Consider the following 16,354-nt stretch of genomic DNA (forward strand, 5'->3'; position numbering starts at 1 on the left):
GGGTCACGAGAGCCAGGAGGCACCCATGAAGACCATGTATCGGGCGAGAGCGACCGGAGCGGGGCTGCTCGTCCGCGTCCGCGGCGAGGACCCGGAGGCCGGTCTCGCGACCGCCGAGTACGCGGTGGCGACCATCGCGGCCGTCGGGTTCGCGGGCCTGCTCATCGCGATCCTCAAGAGCGGCGAGGTGCGCGAGATGCTGCTCGGCATCATCCAGCGCGCCCTGTCGATCGGGTGAGCGTGGCGGCCGGCAGGGCGGGGGCGTCGCGGGCGGCGACGTCGCAGCGGGGGACGCGGGGGCGGTCGTGGCGTCGGCCCGGGTGGAGGTCCCCGGACCGTGAGGGCGGCACCGTGACCGCCGAGCTCGCCCTGGCGCTGCCCGCGGTCGTCCTCGTCCTGGTGGCCGTCCTCACGCTCGCCGCGGCGGCGAACGCACAGCTTCAGGCCGCCGACGCCGCTCGCGCCGCTGCCCGGGCCGTCGCGATCGGTGAGGACGACGCGGTGGTGCGCGCCGTCGTCGGGCAGGTGGCCGGGGCAGACGCCACGGTGACCGTCTCCCGCGGCCACCCGTGGGTCGAGGTGCGGGTCGCCAAGCCCGTGGTCGGCGGTTGGCTGTCGAGCTCGCCGCTCCAGGCGCGCGGGGCTGCGGTCGCGTGGGACGAACCGTGAGGCCCGCCGACCAGGGGTCGGGGACCGTGCTCGCGCTCGGCCTGATCGCGGTCTCGCTCGTCCTGGGTCTCGCGCTCGCGGCCCTGTCGTCCGCGCAGGGCGCGCGAGGGCAGGCTCAGACGGCAGCGGACCTCGCGGCCGTCGCCGGGGCGACAGCCCTCCAGGGAGGCTGGGACGCGTGCCCGACGGCGCACGAGACCGCGGAGCGCAACGGCGCCGTGGTCGCGGCGTGCGTCGAGCAGGGCGACGGCGTGGTCAGGGTCGACGTCACCCGCGAGGCAACGGGATGGGCCGGGGCGCTCGGGACGGCGCGGGCCGCCGCACGGGCGGGACCGGCGTCGGCGCGGTGAGAGGCGCCGACGATCGGTGACGTCGAGTGCGTGATTCGGCTGCGGCACGCCCGCCGAGTCGCAGCCGAATCACGCACTCGTCGCACGGCTCGGGCTCGGGCTCGGGCCCAGGCCCAGGTCACGCAGGCGCGTACGCGAGCACCGCGTCGAGCAGCCGGACCGCCGCAGCCTTGTCGAGCGGGTTGTTGAAGTTGCCGCACTTGGGCGACTGCACGCACGCGGGGCAGCCGTCCGTGCACGGGCAGCGCGAGATCGCGGCCCGGGTCGCGCGCAGCCACGTCGCGCCCAGGTGGAAGCCGCGCTCGGCGAAGCCCGCGCCGCCGGGGTACGCGTCGTACACGAACACCGTCGCCTGCTCGGTGTCGACGTGCATCGCGGTCGAGACCCCGCCCAGGTCCCAGCGGTCGCACGTCGCGAGCAACGGCAGGAGACCGATCGACGCGTGCTCGGCCGCGTGCAGCGCACCCGGTGCCGTCTCGGCGTCGATGCCCGCGGCCTCGAGGACCTCGGCCGGGACCGTCCACCACACGGCGGTCGTCGGGAGCGTGTGCTCGGGCAGGTCGAGCGGTTCGGTGCCCAGGATCTGCAGGTCCGGCAGGCGACGGCGCTGGAAGCTCACGACCTGGCTCGTGACCTCGACCGGCCCGAACCCCCAGCCGATCGGCCCCCACCAGCGCTGGATCGCGGGGTGCGCGGCGTCGTTCGGGGCCGAGCCCCGCGGGACGGACGGCTCGTCGCCCGGGGCGGGCTCCGCCGTCGGGCCGTCGCCGGACGGGGCGGACCCGACCGGGGCCGGGGCCTCGCTCTCCTCCTCGTCGCGGATCCCGTGGATAGCGATCTCCGTGACCGAGCGCGACCACGTCCCGAAGTCGACGTCCCGGCGCGCGACGAGCGCGACGCCGTCGCGCAGGTCGAGCGTCTCCACGACGTAGCTCACGCCCTGGTGCACGTAGACCGCGCCGTCGTGCACCGAGCCGTCGGCCGAGGCCGCGTCGACCGTGCCGAGGAGGCGCCCCGTGCCGGCCTCGACCACGCGCACGGGCGAGCCGCCCGAGCCGCGCAGGTCGGTCATGGCGGCGGCGGACTGGGCATGGGTCCAGTACCACCCGGACGCCCGACGGCGCAGCGCACCTCGCGCGACCAGCACACCCAGGAGCTCGGTCACCGCGGCGGGGTCGCCGAACACGGCGAGGTCGGACTGCCTGAGCGGGACCTCGGCGGCCGCCGCGCACAGGTGCGGCGCGAGGACGTACGGGTTGGCGGGATCGAACACCGTGGCCTCGAGCGGGGCCGCGAAGATCGCCTCGGGGTGGTGCACGAGGTAGGTGTCGAGCGGGTCCTCGCGCGCGACGAACGCGACCAGGCCGTCGGCTCCCGCGCGCCCCGCGCGCCCCGCCTGCTGCCAGACCGACATGCGCGTGCCCGGCCAGCCCGCGATGAGGACCGCGTCGAGGCCCGAGATGTCGACGCCCAGCTCGAGCGCGTTGGTCGTCGCGAGGCCCCGGATCGCGCCGCTGCGCAGGGCCTGCTCGAGCGCCCGGCGCTCCTCGGGCAGGTAGCCGCCGCGGTAGGCCGCGACCCGGCGTGCGAGCTGCGGCGAGACGACGCGCAGGTGGTCCTGGGTCTGGGTCGCGACGGCCTCGGCCCCACGGCGCGAGCGCGTGAACGCGAGGGTCCGGGCGCCTGCTGCCGTGAGGTCGGCCAGGAGGTCCGCTGCCTCGGCCGTGGCCGACCGGCGTGGGCGCTCGGGCGAGTCGCCGGGCGTCGCGGGCTCGTCGGGGTCGCTCGTCAGGCCCAGCTCGTCGTGGGCCGTGGGGTCGATCAGCAAGGACTCCGCGAGGGCCGCATCTGCCGCCGGGTCGTTCGCTGCCGCGGCGCGGGCCTGCGCGGCCTCGTAGCCCAGGACCTCGGGGGGCTGCCAGAGCGCGAACGTCTTGCGGCCCGCGGGGCTCGTGTCGGTGTCGACCGTGACGATCTGCTCGGACGGGACCCCGATGAGCCGGCCGGCGCTCGCCGCAGGGTCGGCCGTGGTGGCCGAGGCGACGACGAACGTGAGGCCCCGCGCGGACCCGGTGTCAGAAGCGGGCCGGTCCATACCCCGGCGTGGTTCTGACGACCCCGCCGGTGGCGCGGGCGCGTAGTGCGCCGAGAGCCGGGCGAGGCGTCGCAGCACGAGCGCCACGTGCGCCCCGAACACCCCCCGGTACGAGTGCCCCTCGTCGACGACGACGTAGCGCAGGTTGCGCAGGAACCGGGTCCAGCGCCGGTGGTTGGGCATGAGCGCGAAGTGCAGGAAGTCGGGGTTGGTCAGTACGACGTCGGCGTACTCCTGGACCCACTTGCGCTCCTCGAACGAGGTGTCGCCGTCGCACGTCGAGACCTTGACGTCGTTCGCGCGTGACGCGTCGAGGAGGCGCTGGAGGCCGTCGACCTGGTCGGCCGCGAGAGCCTTGGTGGGGCTCAGGTAGAGGACCGTGCCGCGCGTCCGGGCGCTCTCGATCCGGCCGGGGGCCAGGGTCTCGGCCGCGCGGTCCGCGCGCACCGCGGTGAGCGCGGGCAACCAGAACGCGAGCGACTTGCCCGAGCCGGTCGAGGTCGCGAGCGCGACGTGCCGTCCGGACCAGGCGGCCTCGGCCGCCTCGACCTGGTGCGCCCACGGTCGCTCCACGCCCAACGAGCGGTAGCCCGCCACGAGCGAGGCGTCGGCCCAGCCGGGCCAGTCGGCGTGCTGCCCGGGGCGTCCTGGCAGGTGCTCGACGTGCGTCAGCCGGTCGGCGCGGCGGCCGCCCGCGAGCAGGACGTCGAGCAGGGCGCCGGGGCGGTCGGACACGGTCGGCAGACCGGTGCTGGTGCTGTCGCGAGCGTCCGGGGCGCCGGACCTCGAGGAGCCGTTCGACGGGCTGGCCGACGCGGCGTCCGGTTCCGGGGTTCGCGACGGGCTGGGCACGTCTCCGAGTCTCCCACCTGGGGCGTGCCGGGCCGAACCGTCGCGCGGGCGCTGCTGCCCAGGACCGCGAGGTAGAACGACCTGCGCGACGTAGTACGCGAGGGGTTCTACCTCGCGCAGAACGTTCTACCTCGGCGACTCAGGTAGTGCCGCGGCGCGCGTCCTCCGCCCTCAGCCCGCGAACACCTGCCCGATCGCCCGCGACAGGTAGTACGGGTCCGCGACGGCCGTCAGCTCGCGCGCCGAGTGCATCGAGAGGATGGGCGCGCCCACGTCGACCGTCCGGATCCCGAGCCGGGTCGCGGTGAGCGGACCGATCGTCGACCCGCAGGGCACGGTGTTCTCCGAGACGAACTCCTGGCTCGGCACGCCGGCTGCCGCGCAGGCCGCGGCCCAGGCTGCCGCGCCGTGGGCGTCGGTCGCGTACCGCTGGTTGGCGTTGATCTTGAGGATGGGACCGCCGCCGGCCAGCGGTCGGTTGGCCGGGTCGTGGCGCTCGGGGTAGTTGGGGTGGACCGAGTGGCCGACGTCGCTCGACACGCACAGCGACCCCGCGAGCGCACGGTGCCGGTCCTCCTCGCTCGCGCCGAAGCCGGCGCTGATGCGCGAGAGCACGTCGGCGAGGAACGGGCCACTGGCCCCCGATCGGGTCTCGCTGCCGATCTCCTCGTGGTCGAACGCCGCGAGCACGGCGACGGGCGCCTCGTGCCGCCCACGACGACCGGCCCCCGTGGACGCTCCAGGCGCCTCCGCCGCCACCTCGAGCAGCGCCGTGAGCCCGGCATGTACCGACAGCAGGTTGTCGAGCCGTCCCGAGGCGAGCAGCTCCTCGTGCGCCCCGAAGATCCGCGGGGCCTGGGTGTCGGCCACGACCAGGTCGTACCCGCCGACGTCCGCGGCTCGCACGCCCGCGTGCTCGGCGAGCAGCGCGAGCAGGTCCGCGTCGGGGGCGCCGAGCGCGCCGAGACCCCACACGGGCTGGGTGTGGCGCTGCTTGTCGAGCGTCAGACCCTCGTTCGCACTCCGGTCGAGGTGGATCGCGAGCTGGGGGATGCGCAGCAGGGGGCCGGTGCGGACCAGGTGGCTGCGGCCGTCGAGCGTCACGAGGCGCCCGGCGAGCTCGAGCTCGCGGTCGAGCCACGAGTTGAGCAGGGGACCGCCGTACACCTCGACGCCCGCCTGCCACCAGCCCTCGCGGCCCGTGGTCGGCTTGGGCTTGAGCTTGAAGCCGGGGGAGTCGGTGTGCGCGCCGAGGATCGCGAAGGGCGTCGTGGCGCTCGCCCCCGCGGGCGTTGCCCACGCGATGACGGCACCGTCACGCACGACCACGTAGCGCCCCTCCGCGCTCGCGAGCGGCCAGGCGTCGGCCTCGTCGAGCAGCGTGAAGCCCGCCTCGACCGCGCGGCGGGCGACCTCGTGGGCCGCGTGGAACGACGAGGGCGAGGCCTCGACGAACCGGGCGAGGTCCTCGGCATGGGTGCGGGCCTGCGGGGACGGACCCCGCGGGGTGGCGACCACGGGAGAGGCGGGGCGGGCGGGGACGGGGGCTGCGGCGTCGGGCACAGGTCCATTATCCGCCCGCGCGCCCTGCCCACCGGGTAGTAGCGTGTGTCTCCCCATGACCCCGTCGGACATCGTGCTCACCCTCCGCGCCGCAGGCTGCGTGTTCGCCGAGGACGAGGCAGACCTGATCGTCGCCGCCGCGACCTCCCCCGCCGAGCTCGACGACATGGTCTCGCGCCGGGTCTCGGGGCTCCCGCTCGAGCAGGTCCTCGGCTGGGCCGAGTTCTGCGGCCTGCGCATCCTCGTCGAGCCCACGGTGTTCGTGCCCCGCAGGCGTTCGGAGCTCCTCGCGTCCTCCGCCGTGGAGATCACGGGGGAGGGCGCGACGGTCGTGGACCTGTGCTGCGGCACGGGTGCTCTCGGGGCGGTGCTGCGCGCAGCCCGTCCCGGCATCGACCTGCACGCCGCTGACATCGACCCCGCGGCCGTGCGCTGCGCGCGCCGGAACCTTCATGGACAGGTCCATGAGGGCGACTTGTACGACGCCCTCCCCGACCAGCTGCGAGGACGGGTCGACGTGCTCGTCGTCAACGCCCCGTACGTCCCGACCGAAGCGATCGGGACCATGCCCCCCGAGGCCCGGCTGCACGAGGCCCGGGTCGCGCTCGACGGGGGCGCCGACGGGCTCGACGTGCACCGACGGGTCGCCGCCGACGCCGCGGCCTGGCTCGCCCCGGGCGGTCACCTCCTGATCGAGACCAGTGCGCGCCAGGCTCCTGTCGCCGTCGGGCTCTTCGAGCGGGCCGGGCTCGTCGCCCGGACCGTGACCGACGACGACCTCGGCGCGACCGTGGTGATCGGCACGAGCCGCCGGTAGCGGACGTCCCCGGCCCGCGCGTCCCGGCCCGCACGTTCCCGGCCCGCGCGTCCCGGCCCGCACGTTCCCGGCCCGCACGCTGGGCCTGTCCGTGAGGCCCGCCCCGTAGACTCGGGGGAATGCAGTGCCCCCACTTCGACGCCCACGAGTGCCGTTCGTGCACCCTCATGGGGCAGGGCTACGCCGCGCAGCTCGCCGACAAGCAGCGGCACGCGGGCGACCTCCTCGCGGCGCACGAGGGGCTACGGTGGGACCGCCCGTTCCCGAGCCAGGAGTCCGGCTTCCGCAACAAGGCCAAGATGGTCGTGGGCGGCACGGTCGAGCACCCGACGCTCGGAATCCTCGACGCGGGCGGGCGTGGCGTCGACCTCCAGGACTGCGGCCTGTACCCGGCCGACCTCCAGGCCGTCTTCCCCGTCCTCGCGGCGTTCGTCACGCGCGCGGCCCTCACGCCGTACGACGTGACGACGCGGCGCGGTGAGCTCAAGAACGTGCTGGTCACGCAGTCGCCCGACCGCGAGCTCATGGTGCGTTTCGTGCTCCGGTCGCAGGAGCCGGTGTCGCGCCTGCGCAAGCACCTGCCGAGCCTGCTCGACGCGCTGCCGCAGGCGCGCGTGGTGTCGGCCAACATCCTGCCCGAGCACAAGGCGGCGCTCGAGGGCGACCAGGAGATCCTGCTCACCGAGGCCGACACCCTGACCATGCGGGTCAACGGCATCGAGATGCACCTGCGCCAGCAGAGCTTCTTCCAGACCAACACCGAGGTCGCCGCGGCGCTGTACAGGCAGGGGCGCGAGTGGGTCGACGAGGCCGCGCCGTCGAGCGTCTGGGACCTGTACTGCGGCGTCGGCGGGTTCGCGCTGCACTGTGCGGCACCGGGACGTGAGGTGGTCGGGATCGAGTCGAGCCGTGAGGCGATCGTGAGCGCCGAGCGCAGCGCCGCGCAGGCCGGGTTCGACGACGTGACGTTCCGGGCCGGCGACGCCACGGCGTTCGCCCTCGCGGCCGAGCGGGTCCCCGACCTGGTGATCGTGAACCCGCCGCGGCGGGGGATCGGCGCGGAGCTCGCGGGCTGGCTCGAGTCCTCGACCGTGCAGCAGGTCGTCTACTCCAGCTGCAACGCCGAGTCGCTGGCCCGCGACCTCGCGACCATGCCGTCGCTCCGCCCCGTGCGAGGGCGGGTGCTCGACATGTTCCCGCAGACCTCGCACTACGAGGTCATGGTCCTGCTCGAGCGCGCCTGAGACCTGGGCCGTCAGCGGTCCAGAGCCGTGAGCCGCTCGGCGGCGGCGAGGGCCGCCGCGGCGAGCACGGCTCGCAGTCCCGCGACGTCGACAGGGGTCCCGTCGGGGGTCCGGTCCGGGACGCCGGGGAGCAGGTCGGCTGCCGCGGGCGGTTCGGGGACGTCGGGCGGCGGGGGCAGCTCGCCCAGGACACGGGGGCCCGACGGCGTCGCTCCCGTCCCCGCGTCGCTCGCCGGGTCGTCGCCCGGGTCGGGCGACGGGTGGTCGGCCGTGCCCTCGCCGCCGGTTCCGGTGGGGCCGCTCGTGGCGGTGCGTGACGTGAGGTCGCCCGCCGTGAGGTCGCCCGGTGTCGACATCCCCCGCAGCGCGTCGAGCACCTGCTCGCGCGAGCGTCCGCGCAGCAGGAAGAGCACGAACGGGTCGGCGTCGAGCAGCCAGCCCGCCTGATAGCTGAGCGCCGCCGCGTGCAGGCAGGGCAGGTCCCAGGTGGGGCAGTCGCACGCGGGTTCGAGGTCGCCGATCCCGGGGAGCAGCGTGACGTCGGCGTCGAGGGCCGCAGCGACGACGTCGCGCGGCATCTCCCCGGCGAGCAGGGCAGCGAGCCGCCCGGACCGCGAGGCGAGGGCTTCGAGGAACCTGTCCCACTCGTCGTCGGACAACGGTTCGAGCGAGACGACCGTGTGGTACATCTCCCCGTCATCATCTTGTACGCGCGCCTGGACCGCGCCGGGGCTGACTGTGATCGGCCCGACCCGACCGGTGCGCGCGTAGGCGCGTCCCTTCTTGAGCGGGCCTGCGTCGAGCGCGAACTCCTCCATGGCGCGCACCCAGGAGCGCGCCCACCAGGACTGCCCCCGGCGGACGGCGCCCTGGGTCGCGGTACCGGTCGGAGGGAAGGCGGGGAAGCCCACGGCGCTCATGAGCGCCCCCTCTCGCCGGCGGCGGACGATCGCTCGCCGCCGTCGGCTCCCCGCCACGACACCAGCTCGGCCAGGTCGGCCGTGCTGAGCTCGGAGATCGCGCCCTCGACACCGCCCGGCGCCAGGACCGCGTCGGCGAGCTCGCGCTTGGACTCGATCATGCGGGCGATGTGCTCCTCGATGGTTCCCTCGCTGGTCAGGCGGTGCACCTGGACGGGCCGGGTCTGGCCGATCCGGTACGCCCGGTCGGTGGCCTGCTCCTCGACGGCCGGGTTCCACCAGCGGTCGTAGTGGATCACGTGGTCGGCCCGCGTGAGGTTGAGCCCGGTGCCCGCGGCCTTGAGCGAGAGCAGGAACACGGGCGGCATCTCCTCGGTGGCCTGGAACCGGGCGACCATCTGCTCGCGCTGGGCCACGGGGGTCCCGCCGTGCAGCAGCATGGTCGGGACGCCACGACGCGCGAGGTAGGACTCGAGGAGCCGGGCCATCGCGACGTACTGCGTGAACACGAGGATCGCGCCCTCCTCGGCCCGGACGGTCGCGACGAGCTCGGTGAACGCGTCGAGCTTGCCGGATCGCCCGGACAGCCGTGGTTCGTCCTCGTGCAGGTACTGGGCGGGGTGGTTGCAGATCTGCTTGAGGTGCGTGAGCAGCCCACCGATCATGGCGCGCCGCCCCATGCCCTCGGCCCGGTCGATCTCCTCGAGCGCCGACCGCACGGCGCCCTCGTAGAGCCCCACCTGCTCGGCCGTGAACGGCACGACCTGGTCGGTCACGGTCTTGGGCGGCAGCTCGGGCGCGATCCCGGGGTCGGACTTGCGTCGCCGCAGCAGGAACGGTCGGACCAGCCGGGACAGCCTCTCGGCCAGCACGGGGTCGCGGGTCTGCTCGATCGGGTCGGCCCACCGGCGCCGGAACTGCCCGCGCGAACCCAGCAGGCCGGGGACGAGCCAGTCCATGACGGCCCACAGCTCGGTGAGGTTGTTCTCGACGGGCGTCCCGGACAGGGCCACGCGCGCTTCCGCGGGGATCGTCCGCAGCGCCTTCGCGGTGCCCGAGCCCGGGTTCTTGACGTGCTGGGCCTCGTCCGCGACGACGAGCCCCCAGCGGTGCGCCGCGAGCACCGGGTCGGCCTGCGAGGAGTCCGACAGGACCGTCCCGTACGTCGTGAGCACGAACCCGTCGGTGACCCCGCGCAGGTCGCGCGACGTGCCGTGGAAGCGCCGCACCGCGACGCCGGGCGCGAACCGGCGGATCTCCTGCTCCCAGTTGCCCAGGAGCGAGGCCGGGCACACCACCAGGGTGGGCCCGGCGCCCGCCGCCTCCCCGGTGGGAGCGGCGGCGTCGTCGGGCCGGGGGCGAGCGCGGTGCAGGTGCAGCGCGATGAGCGTGACGGTCTTGCCGAGGCCCATGTCGTCCGCGAGGCACGCGCCCAGGCCCAGCCCCGTCAGGCGTGCGAGCCAGCGCAGGCCGTCGAGCTGGTAGTCGCGCAGCGACGCGTGGAGCCCCTCGGGCGCGACGACGTCACGCGCCGGGGACGGGTCCTCGAGCTCGGCGCGCAGCCGGTCGAGCCAGGGCGTCGGGGTCACGGTGAGCTCGTGGTCGCCCACGCGGGCGACGCCGGTGAGCGCGGCCGCGACGGCGTCGAGCGCGGAGACGGGCTGGGGCGAGCGCCGCGTCGCGGCCGTGGCCGCGGCGGGATCCGCGAGGACCCAGCGCCCACGGAGCTGCACGACGGCGGAGCGCCCCTCCGCGTGGACGCGCGCCAGGTGCTCGCGCTCGTCCGCGGTGAGCCGCACGCCGTCGAGCGTCAGCTCGTGCGTGAGCGTCATGGGTGACGGCGAGCCGGACCGCGGACGACCGTGGCCGGGGGAGCCGAGCAGTGCGGGAAGGGCTCGGCGCTCCTCGTCCGGGGCGTCACCGGGGACCTCGGTCGGGGAGAAGACCGCGACGGACCGCACCTGACCCGCGAGGTGGGCGGGCCACTCGACCGCGATCCCGGTCGTCGCCAGCGACGCGGAGCCCTCGGCGAGAAGCTCGCGTACGTCGGCCGGGGCGAGCACGAGCGAGCCCGGGACTGCCTGGTCGAGCAGCCCGTCGAGCGGGGGCCAGGCCACCGCTCCCGCGCGCAGCCGGACCAGGACGTCACCGATCGCCTCCTGGGCCTCGCGTGCTCCCTCGCCGGTCCGGGCCGACGCCCACAGGTCCGCGGCGGGGCGGGTCCCGGTGGGTCCGCGGACGATCACGGTCGCGAGCCAGTCGCACGTGGCCAGGTCCTCGTGGCGGTCGCCGTCGGCCGGAGACCCGTCGCCCTCGGCAGCACCTGCATCGGTCGCGCGGCGCACGAGCGGCTCGAGCCGCAGGCTCACGGCCACCCGTGGGTCGAGGAGCGCGGCGGCGTCGTGCGCCCAGTCCGTGAGGTGGTCGGGAACCGGGGGCGCGCCGGCTCCCGGCGCCGCGACCAGGCCGCGGGCCACCCCGCGAGGCACTTCGATGCTCGCTCCGGCCTCCCGGACGAGGGCGTCCGCCACGGCATCCATGGCGGCCCGGACCAGGGCGGTCCGTGCGTCCGCGTCACTCCTCGGGCCCGCCCCTCGTTCGTCGAGCGGTATGGCGCCGGCGAGCGCGTGCACACGGTCGAGCGAGGGGCCGTCGAGCGGTCCGAGCCTCCACCGGGCCGAGCGTGGCGCGCCAGCGGTCCCGGCAGAGCCCGCCGACCCCTCAGCCCCCGCCGACCCCTCAGTTCCCGCCGACTCGGGGGAGGCCGCCCCGACCACGGGCACCAGGTGCCCTGCCGCGACGTGGCTCAGGGCCTCGGCGCACACCGCGCCCCAGAACACCTCGGAGGGCGACGCGTCGCCCGAGGCCCACGCGTCGAGCAGCCCGTCGACGGTCTCCGTGTCCCAGCGCGCCCAGGCGGCAGGGCTGCCAGCACTGCCGGTGCCGTGCTCGCCGGACTCGCCAGGTCCGGCTCCGGCCGAGGTGCGTGCTGCGAGGGTCACGAGGCCTTCCTGGTACGCCGTCCGTCGACGTTTCCCGAGCCGATCAACGTACGATGTACGCAGATCATTCCCGACAGTTCGGGTGAACGTCGGGCACTCCTCGATGATCCCCGACCCCGACCGAGGAGGCAGCCCGTGCCGACCCCGACGCCCAGCCCCGCACCCGCCGCGACGCCGCGCGACCCCGCGCGGACCCTCGCCCTGCTCTGGGGCCTGCACGCCGACCGCGGCGCACGGGGGCCCCAGCAGTCCCGGACGCCCGACGAGGTGGCGCGCGCCGCCGTCGGGCTCGCGGACGAGGACGGGGCGCTCACGGGGCTCTCGATGCGCAAGGTCGCGGCCGCGCTGGGCATCGGGACCATGTCGCTCTACACCTACGTGCAGAACAAGGACGACCTCGTCGACCTCGTGGTCGACCGCGCCTACGGCGACCTCTACCCCCAGGGGCACGCGCCGGGAGCGACCTGGCAGGACCGGCTGCGCTCCGTGGCGCGAGCCAACTGGGACCTCTTCGCGGCCCACCCGTGGCTGCTCGACATCGACCTCGCGCGCCCCGTCCTGGGGCCGGGGGAGACGCGCAAGTACGACGTCGAGCTCCGCGCGATCGAGGGCGTCGGCCTCGACGACGTCGCGATGGACGCGACCGTGACGCTCGTCGTGGGACAGGCGACGACCGCGGCCCGGCGCGCTCGTGCGGCCCGCGCCGCGCACGAGGCGAGCGGCCAGACCGACGACGAGTGGTGGGCCGCGAACGCCCCGCTGCTCGAACGCATCAGCGCGATGAGCACGTTCACGGTCGCGGGACGCGTCGGGGCGACTGTCGGCGAGGCGCAGCAGTCGGCGTACTCGCCCGAGGCCGAGCTCGACTTCGGGATCGAGCGCATCGTCGCGGGCGTCGAGGCACTCGTCGCATGAGCTCGGAGCCTTCCGCCGGCGGGTCCGACCCGCGCCGCCCCGGCACCCGGCTCGTCACGGCAGCGCAGGTCCTGCTGACCCTCGCGGGGGTCCTCTACCTGGGGGTCGTCGTCGAGGCGGCCGCGGGCTGGCCCCTCGACCCCGCGCGGTCGTACCTGTCCGAGCTCGCGGCGCTCGACCAAGCCACCTCGCCCCTGTTCCGGTCCACCGACGTGGCCGCGGGCGCCCTCGTGGTCGGCGGCCTCGCCCTCCTGGGGACGGCGTACCGGCTCGCCCGCCGAGCGGGCGCCCCGGCCGCGACGCTCGTGCAGAAGGTGACGTTCTGGGCCTTCGTCGTGTTCGGCCTCGCGACCGTGGCGGACGCGCTGCTGCCGCTCGACTGCGCGCTCTCGGTGGGCGACTGCGCCGCACGTGAGGAGGCTGGTGAGCTCAGCCTCGCTCATCAGGCCCACACCTTCTCGAGCGTGGCCTCGGGCGTCAGCTCGTTCGTCGCGAGCGCGGGGGTCGTGTGGCTCGCTCGCGCCCGACGGCGCACCCTCCTCGGCGTCTCTGCGCGCCTCGCGGGCGCGCTGGGACCGCTCCTGGGGGTCGTGACCGGCACGATCGGCCTGTTCGGCAGCCCGCTCCCCGTGGGGACCGGGATCGTGCAGCGCGTCCAGATCGTCGCGTTCTCCGTGGTGCTCGTGCTGGCCGTGCAGGTCCTGACGCTGCGCCAGCCACACCGCGGTGCACCGGAGACAGACGTTCCCCAGGACCGCACAGCGCGCTCACCGGCGTCGCACAGCGAGCCGTGATGGACTGTGGCGCATGGCTTCGGCGATCACCACACCGGCACCCACGACCTGGGTCGTCCTCCCCGGTCTCCTGCTCGCTCCCTCGGACATGGAACCCGTCGCCCGGGTGGTGCGCGAGCAGTTCCCGGACGCGACGGTCCGGGTGCTCGACTCCTGGGACACCGCCGTCACGGCCCCCGTCGCGGCGATCCGTGCCGAGCTCGGGCTGGCGGACGACCAGGCGCCGGGCAGCGTCGGGCTCGTGGGGCACAGCGTGGGCGGTCTGGCCGCGATCGAGTGGGCGCTGACCCACCCCGAGGAGCTCGGGGCCGTGCTGCTGCTCGACCCCACGACCCCGTTCCTCCCGCGCCGTCCCGAGCGGCCCGCGCCCGTGGGGCTCACGCTCCTCGCCGAGCGTGTCGTCCACACGAGCGGGCTCCTGCTCTCGCGCTGCGGGGCGGTCACGAGGCGGGGACCCGCGCTGCGCCGTCGGGCCTGGTACGACGCGACGCACCGCCCCGACCCCTTGCCCGACGACGAGGCCGTCCGCCGCTACGGCACGCCCGAGGCGTGGCGCCTGCTCACCGGGCAGTACGAGCAGAGCTGGGCGCAGGCAGAACGGGTCACCGCGCTCTTCGCGCGCGACGCGGGGGCGATGCGACGGCTCGCGGTACGCCCCGTCCAGCTCGTCGGCTGGGGGCGGCGTGGGCAGGGCGCGTTCCTGCGGGACGAGCGTGAGCTCGGCGCGCGCCTGGGCGCGGAGGTCTACGGGCTGCGGGGCGAGGGACACATGTTCCCGCTCACCCGTCCCGACGTCGTCGCGCAGGTGCTGCGTGGGGAGGTACCCGACGGGGCGGTGGCTCCCGTCGTGGAGGCAGAGTTCCGCTGAGCGTGCGCTACCAGCCGGACGCGTACTCGAAGTGCCACGGCTCGGGCTTGGACCCGTTGCTGCGGGCCCACGGCGGGTTGTCCCAGCCGTAGAGCGGCGCGTTGGCGCGCAGCCACTTGTACTGGGCCGAGCCGGGGTTCGAGGCGGGTGAGGTCAGGTCGATCGCCAGGCCCCATCCGTGGTTCGACGTGCCGGGGACCGCAGCGAGGCCGGGCTTGGCGGCGCGGGTCGAGACCTGGCTGGCGTACGAGCGGTACGAGTCGGTGAGGCCGATCGGCTCGCCGAAGCGCTGCTGGTAGGCCGCGGACAGCTCCTCGAGCATCGCCGCTGCGTCGCAGCGCAGCATGTGGCTCCGCGCGAACGAGAGCGTCGTCAGTGCCGAGGCCGGGATCTTGCCGTTCGCGTAGTTCGTGGACCCGCACTGGGCGAGCAGGGTCGCGGCGCGCACGCGGCGCTCGGCAGCGAGCTCGGCGGGAGTCGCCGGTGCCGGCGTGACGCCCGACGCGCCGGTCTCGCCGAAGTCCTGGAGCAGGACCGCGACACGGTTCGCCGCGCGGGCGACGTCCTCGCTGGTCGCGGGAGCGACTGCCTCGGTGCCGACCTCTGCCGCGGTCTCCGTCGTCAGGGCCGTGCGCTCGCTCGACCGTGAGGCGCGGTCCGTGCCCTGAGCACGCTCGGCGATCAGGGACTCGGTGAGCGCGGCCAGCTCGGCCTTCGCGTCCGCGAGGTCCTGCGGGCTCGTGGCGCGTTCAGCCGCCGGGCCGTCGGCGCGGGTGAGCAGGTCCTGTGCCTGGCTGAGGAGCTGCTCCTCGACGTCGGCCTCCTGCTGGGCGAGCCCGGTCGTCGCGTCGCCGGCCTCGTCGTCCGCGAGGTCCGTCCGTAAGCCGCCCGGGGCGAAGTCTCCCGAGGCGGTGCCGGGGAGGACCAGGGGGACGCACGCCAGAGCGCCCACGAAGGCAGCGCCCGTCGCGGCGCGGGCCACGAACTTGGAGCCGAACAGGGGGCCGCGCGTGGGCATCGCCGAGGCGACGACCGGGGTGGGACCCGTGGCCGGTCCGCCGGCCTTGCGCTCGCGCCGCGTGAGGGGGGCGAACGGGTGCTCGTCCGTCGTGGCCGCGCTGAAGCCGGTGGCGACGAACGGTGCGGGCGGGGTGGCGACGACGGGCGTGGGGGCAGAGCGCAGGGGGGTCGGCGCCGGGACCAGGACGACCGGGATCTCGCCCGAGGGGGTCTGCAGCGGCGCGACGGGCTCGGCGGCACGCTGGATGCCCGTGGGCGGGAAGGGGGAGACGCGAGGGGTCGCGGGCTGGGCTGCGACAGGGGCCTCGACGGGAGCCATGGCGCGGGCCGCGGCGGCAGGAGTCGTGGCGGCGACCGGGGGGAGCGCCTGGAGGGCGGTGGCCCGGCGTGCCGGTGCGGGAGCAGCGTGCGTGCTCGTCAACGGTGCGGGCGCGGAGAACGGGGCCTCGACGCGGGCCGGCACGTGAGGTGCGACGGCGACCTGAGGAACCGCGAACGTCGCTGGGCGGGATGCGGTGTGGCGGTGCTCGACGTGCAGGGTGTCTGCGTGGGCGCGTCCGTCGACCCCGGCCGCGGCGAGCTCTCGCGCGCGGAGCTCGGCCTGACGTTGACGCCGCGTGGGGGTCGGCGCTGCGCCGTGCGGGCGCTGCTGGACCGGTGCGGACGTTTCCACCTGACGTGACTCCTGTGCTCTGGACGACCTCCCGGGGGAGGACTCTGCTGACTGCCGTGGTGCGGGAGCCAGTGGTCGTTGCCGTCCGTGCTGCGCCCGATCGCCGCCTACGTTACCCGTTCGTTATCGCTCCGTGTGACGCCATCCACACCCCGTGCCGAACTCTCCGCACGGTGGTGCGGAAAACTCGTGCGGAGGATTGCTCGTCGGGACGCTGGGCTGGCCCGACCGCGTCCGATACGTGAAGGTTGGCCCGAAGCCGACGGACGGCTCGGGAGCGAGGACGACGATGCTGTACCTGTTCGCCGTGGTGTTCGGAGCGGGGGCCGGGGTGCTCCTCGACCATCTCAAGCGGCAGCGCGCGTCCGGAGCCCGCACTGCCGCACCGATGGCGGCCCTCGTGCTGGCCTTCGGTGCTGGGGGCGGTGCGTTCGCCGCGGCAGGGTCCGGGGCGCCGTTCGTCGTCGGGGTGGCACTGGTCTCGCTGCCGCTCGGCATGGTGATCGGTACGAGACTCCGACGTGGTGCGTGAGTCGCCCCAGGGCCGCTGAAGCCGAGGCGGTCGGGCAGCT

At 75.2% G+C, this 16,354-nt stretch carries 14 protein-coding genes; 9 read left to right on the forward strand and 5 right to left on the reverse strand.

Annotated features, from left to right (window positions below; translation table 11 throughout):
* Positions 1-25 precede the first annotated feature (25 nt).
* From ASE27_RS09785 to ASE27_RS09795, 3 genes are all read left to right on the forward strand, one after another.
* On the forward strand, positions 26-238 hold the full coding sequence (locus tag ASE27_RS09785; protein WP_082608766.1) for a DUF4244 domain-containing protein: 213 nt from the start codon (positions 26-28) through the stop codon (positions 236-238).
* A gap of 113 nt (positions 239-351) precedes the next feature.
* Positions 352-669 (forward strand): TadE family type IV pilus minor pilin, encoded by a 318-nt coding sequence (locus ASE27_RS09790; RefSeq protein ID WP_056649252.1) that lies wholly within the window; start codon positions 352-354, stop codon positions 667-669.
* Complete coding sequence (locus tag ASE27_RS09795) at positions 666-1,019, forward strand: Rv3654c family TadE-like protein (RefSeq protein WP_056649255.1); 354 nt, start codon at positions 666-668, stop codon at positions 1,017-1,019. Before ASE27_RS09790 ends, ASE27_RS09795 begins: the two co-directional genes overlap by 4 nt.
* Positions 1,020-1,137: 118 nt before the next feature.
* On the opposite strand, the gene ASE27_RS09800 is transcribed toward ASE27_RS09795, so the two are convergent.
* Complete coding sequence (locus ASE27_RS09800; protein ID WP_082608824.1) at positions 1,138-3,849, reverse strand: DEAD/DEAH box helicase; 2,712 nt, start codon at positions 3,847-3,849, stop codon at positions 1,138-1,140.
* Between the two features lie 288 nt (positions 3,850-4,137).
* A complete protein-coding gene (locus tag ASE27_RS09805) occupies positions 4,138-5,529 on the reverse strand; it encodes a M18 family aminopeptidase (protein WP_369800577.1) in 1,392 nt (463 codons plus the stop codon).
* 55 nt (positions 5,530-5,584) lie between these two features.
* Here ASE27_RS09805 and ASE27_RS09810 point away from each other — a divergent pair, with 55 nt between their 5' ends.
* Both ASE27_RS09810 and rlmC read left to right on the forward strand, forming a co-directional pair.
* Positions 5,585-6,346: a putative protein N(5)-glutamine methyltransferase gene (locus tag ASE27_RS09810; protein ID WP_056649257.1), complete on the forward strand. Its 762-nt coding sequence runs from the start codon at positions 5,585-5,587 to the stop codon at positions 6,344-6,346.
* Between the two features lie 119 nt (positions 6,347-6,465).
* Entirely contained in the window at positions 6,466-7,590 is a 1,125-nt protein-coding gene (gene rlmC / locus ASE27_RS09815; RefSeq protein ID WP_056649259.1) for a 23S rRNA (uracil(747)-C(5))-methyltransferase RlmC, read from the forward strand.
* 11 nt (positions 7,591-7,601) lie between these two features.
* Here rlmC and ASE27_RS09820 read toward each other — a convergent pair whose 3' ends face one another.
* Positions 7,602-8,510, reverse strand: a complete 909-nt coding sequence (locus ASE27_RS09820) for an SWIM zinc finger family protein (RefSeq protein WP_157257512.1) — start codon at positions 8,508-8,510, stop codon at positions 7,602-7,604.
* Positions 8,507-11,512, reverse strand: a complete 3,006-nt coding sequence (locus tag ASE27_RS09825; protein ID WP_056649265.1) for a DEAD/DEAH box helicase — start codon at positions 11,510-11,512, stop codon at positions 8,507-8,509. Before ASE27_RS09825 ends, ASE27_RS09820 begins: the two co-directional genes overlap by 4 nt.
* A 135-nt stretch (positions 11,513-11,647) precedes the next feature.
* On the opposite strand from ASE27_RS09825, the gene ASE27_RS09830 reads away from it, so the two are divergent.
* From ASE27_RS09830 to ASE27_RS09840, 3 genes are read left to right on the forward strand one after another with little or no spacing between them, the layout of a single operon-like run.
* Entirely contained in the window at positions 11,648-12,427 is a 780-nt protein-coding gene (locus ASE27_RS09830; RefSeq protein ID WP_056649268.1) for a TetR/AcrR family transcriptional regulator, read from the forward strand.
* A complete protein-coding gene (locus ASE27_RS09835) occupies positions 12,424-13,221 on the forward strand; it encodes a DUF998 domain-containing protein (protein WP_056649272.1) in 798 nt (265 codons plus the stop codon). The genes ASE27_RS09830 and ASE27_RS09835 overlap by 4 nt, the downstream gene beginning before the upstream one ends.
* Before the next feature lie 13 nt (positions 13,222-13,234).
* On the forward strand, positions 13,235-14,089 hold the full coding sequence (locus tag ASE27_RS09840; RefSeq protein ID WP_056649276.1) for an alpha/beta fold hydrolase: 855 nt from the start codon (positions 13,235-13,237) through the stop codon (positions 14,087-14,089).
* A 7-nt stretch (positions 14,090-14,096) separates the two neighbouring features.
* Here ASE27_RS09840 and ASE27_RS20890 read toward each other — a convergent pair whose 3' ends face one another.
* On the reverse strand, positions 14,097-15,782 hold the full coding sequence (locus ASE27_RS20890) for a D-alanyl-D-alanine carboxypeptidase family protein (RefSeq protein ID WP_157257514.1): 1,686 nt from the start codon (positions 15,780-15,782) through the stop codon (positions 14,097-14,099).
* A gap of 289 nt (positions 15,783-16,071) precedes the next feature.
* Between ASE27_RS20890 and ASE27_RS09850 the strand changes: the two genes are divergently transcribed.
* Positions 16,072-16,314, forward strand: coding sequence for a hypothetical protein (locus tag ASE27_RS09850; protein ID WP_157257516.1), 243 nt, complete (start codon positions 16,072-16,074; stop codon positions 16,312-16,314).
* The last annotated feature ends 40 nt before the right edge of the window (positions 16,315-16,354 follow it).

It is taken from the genome of Oerskovia sp. Root918, assembly GCF_001428945.1.
Lineage (GTDB): Bacteria > Actinomycetota > Actinomycetes > Actinomycetales > Cellulomonadaceae > Oerskovia > Oerskovia enterophila.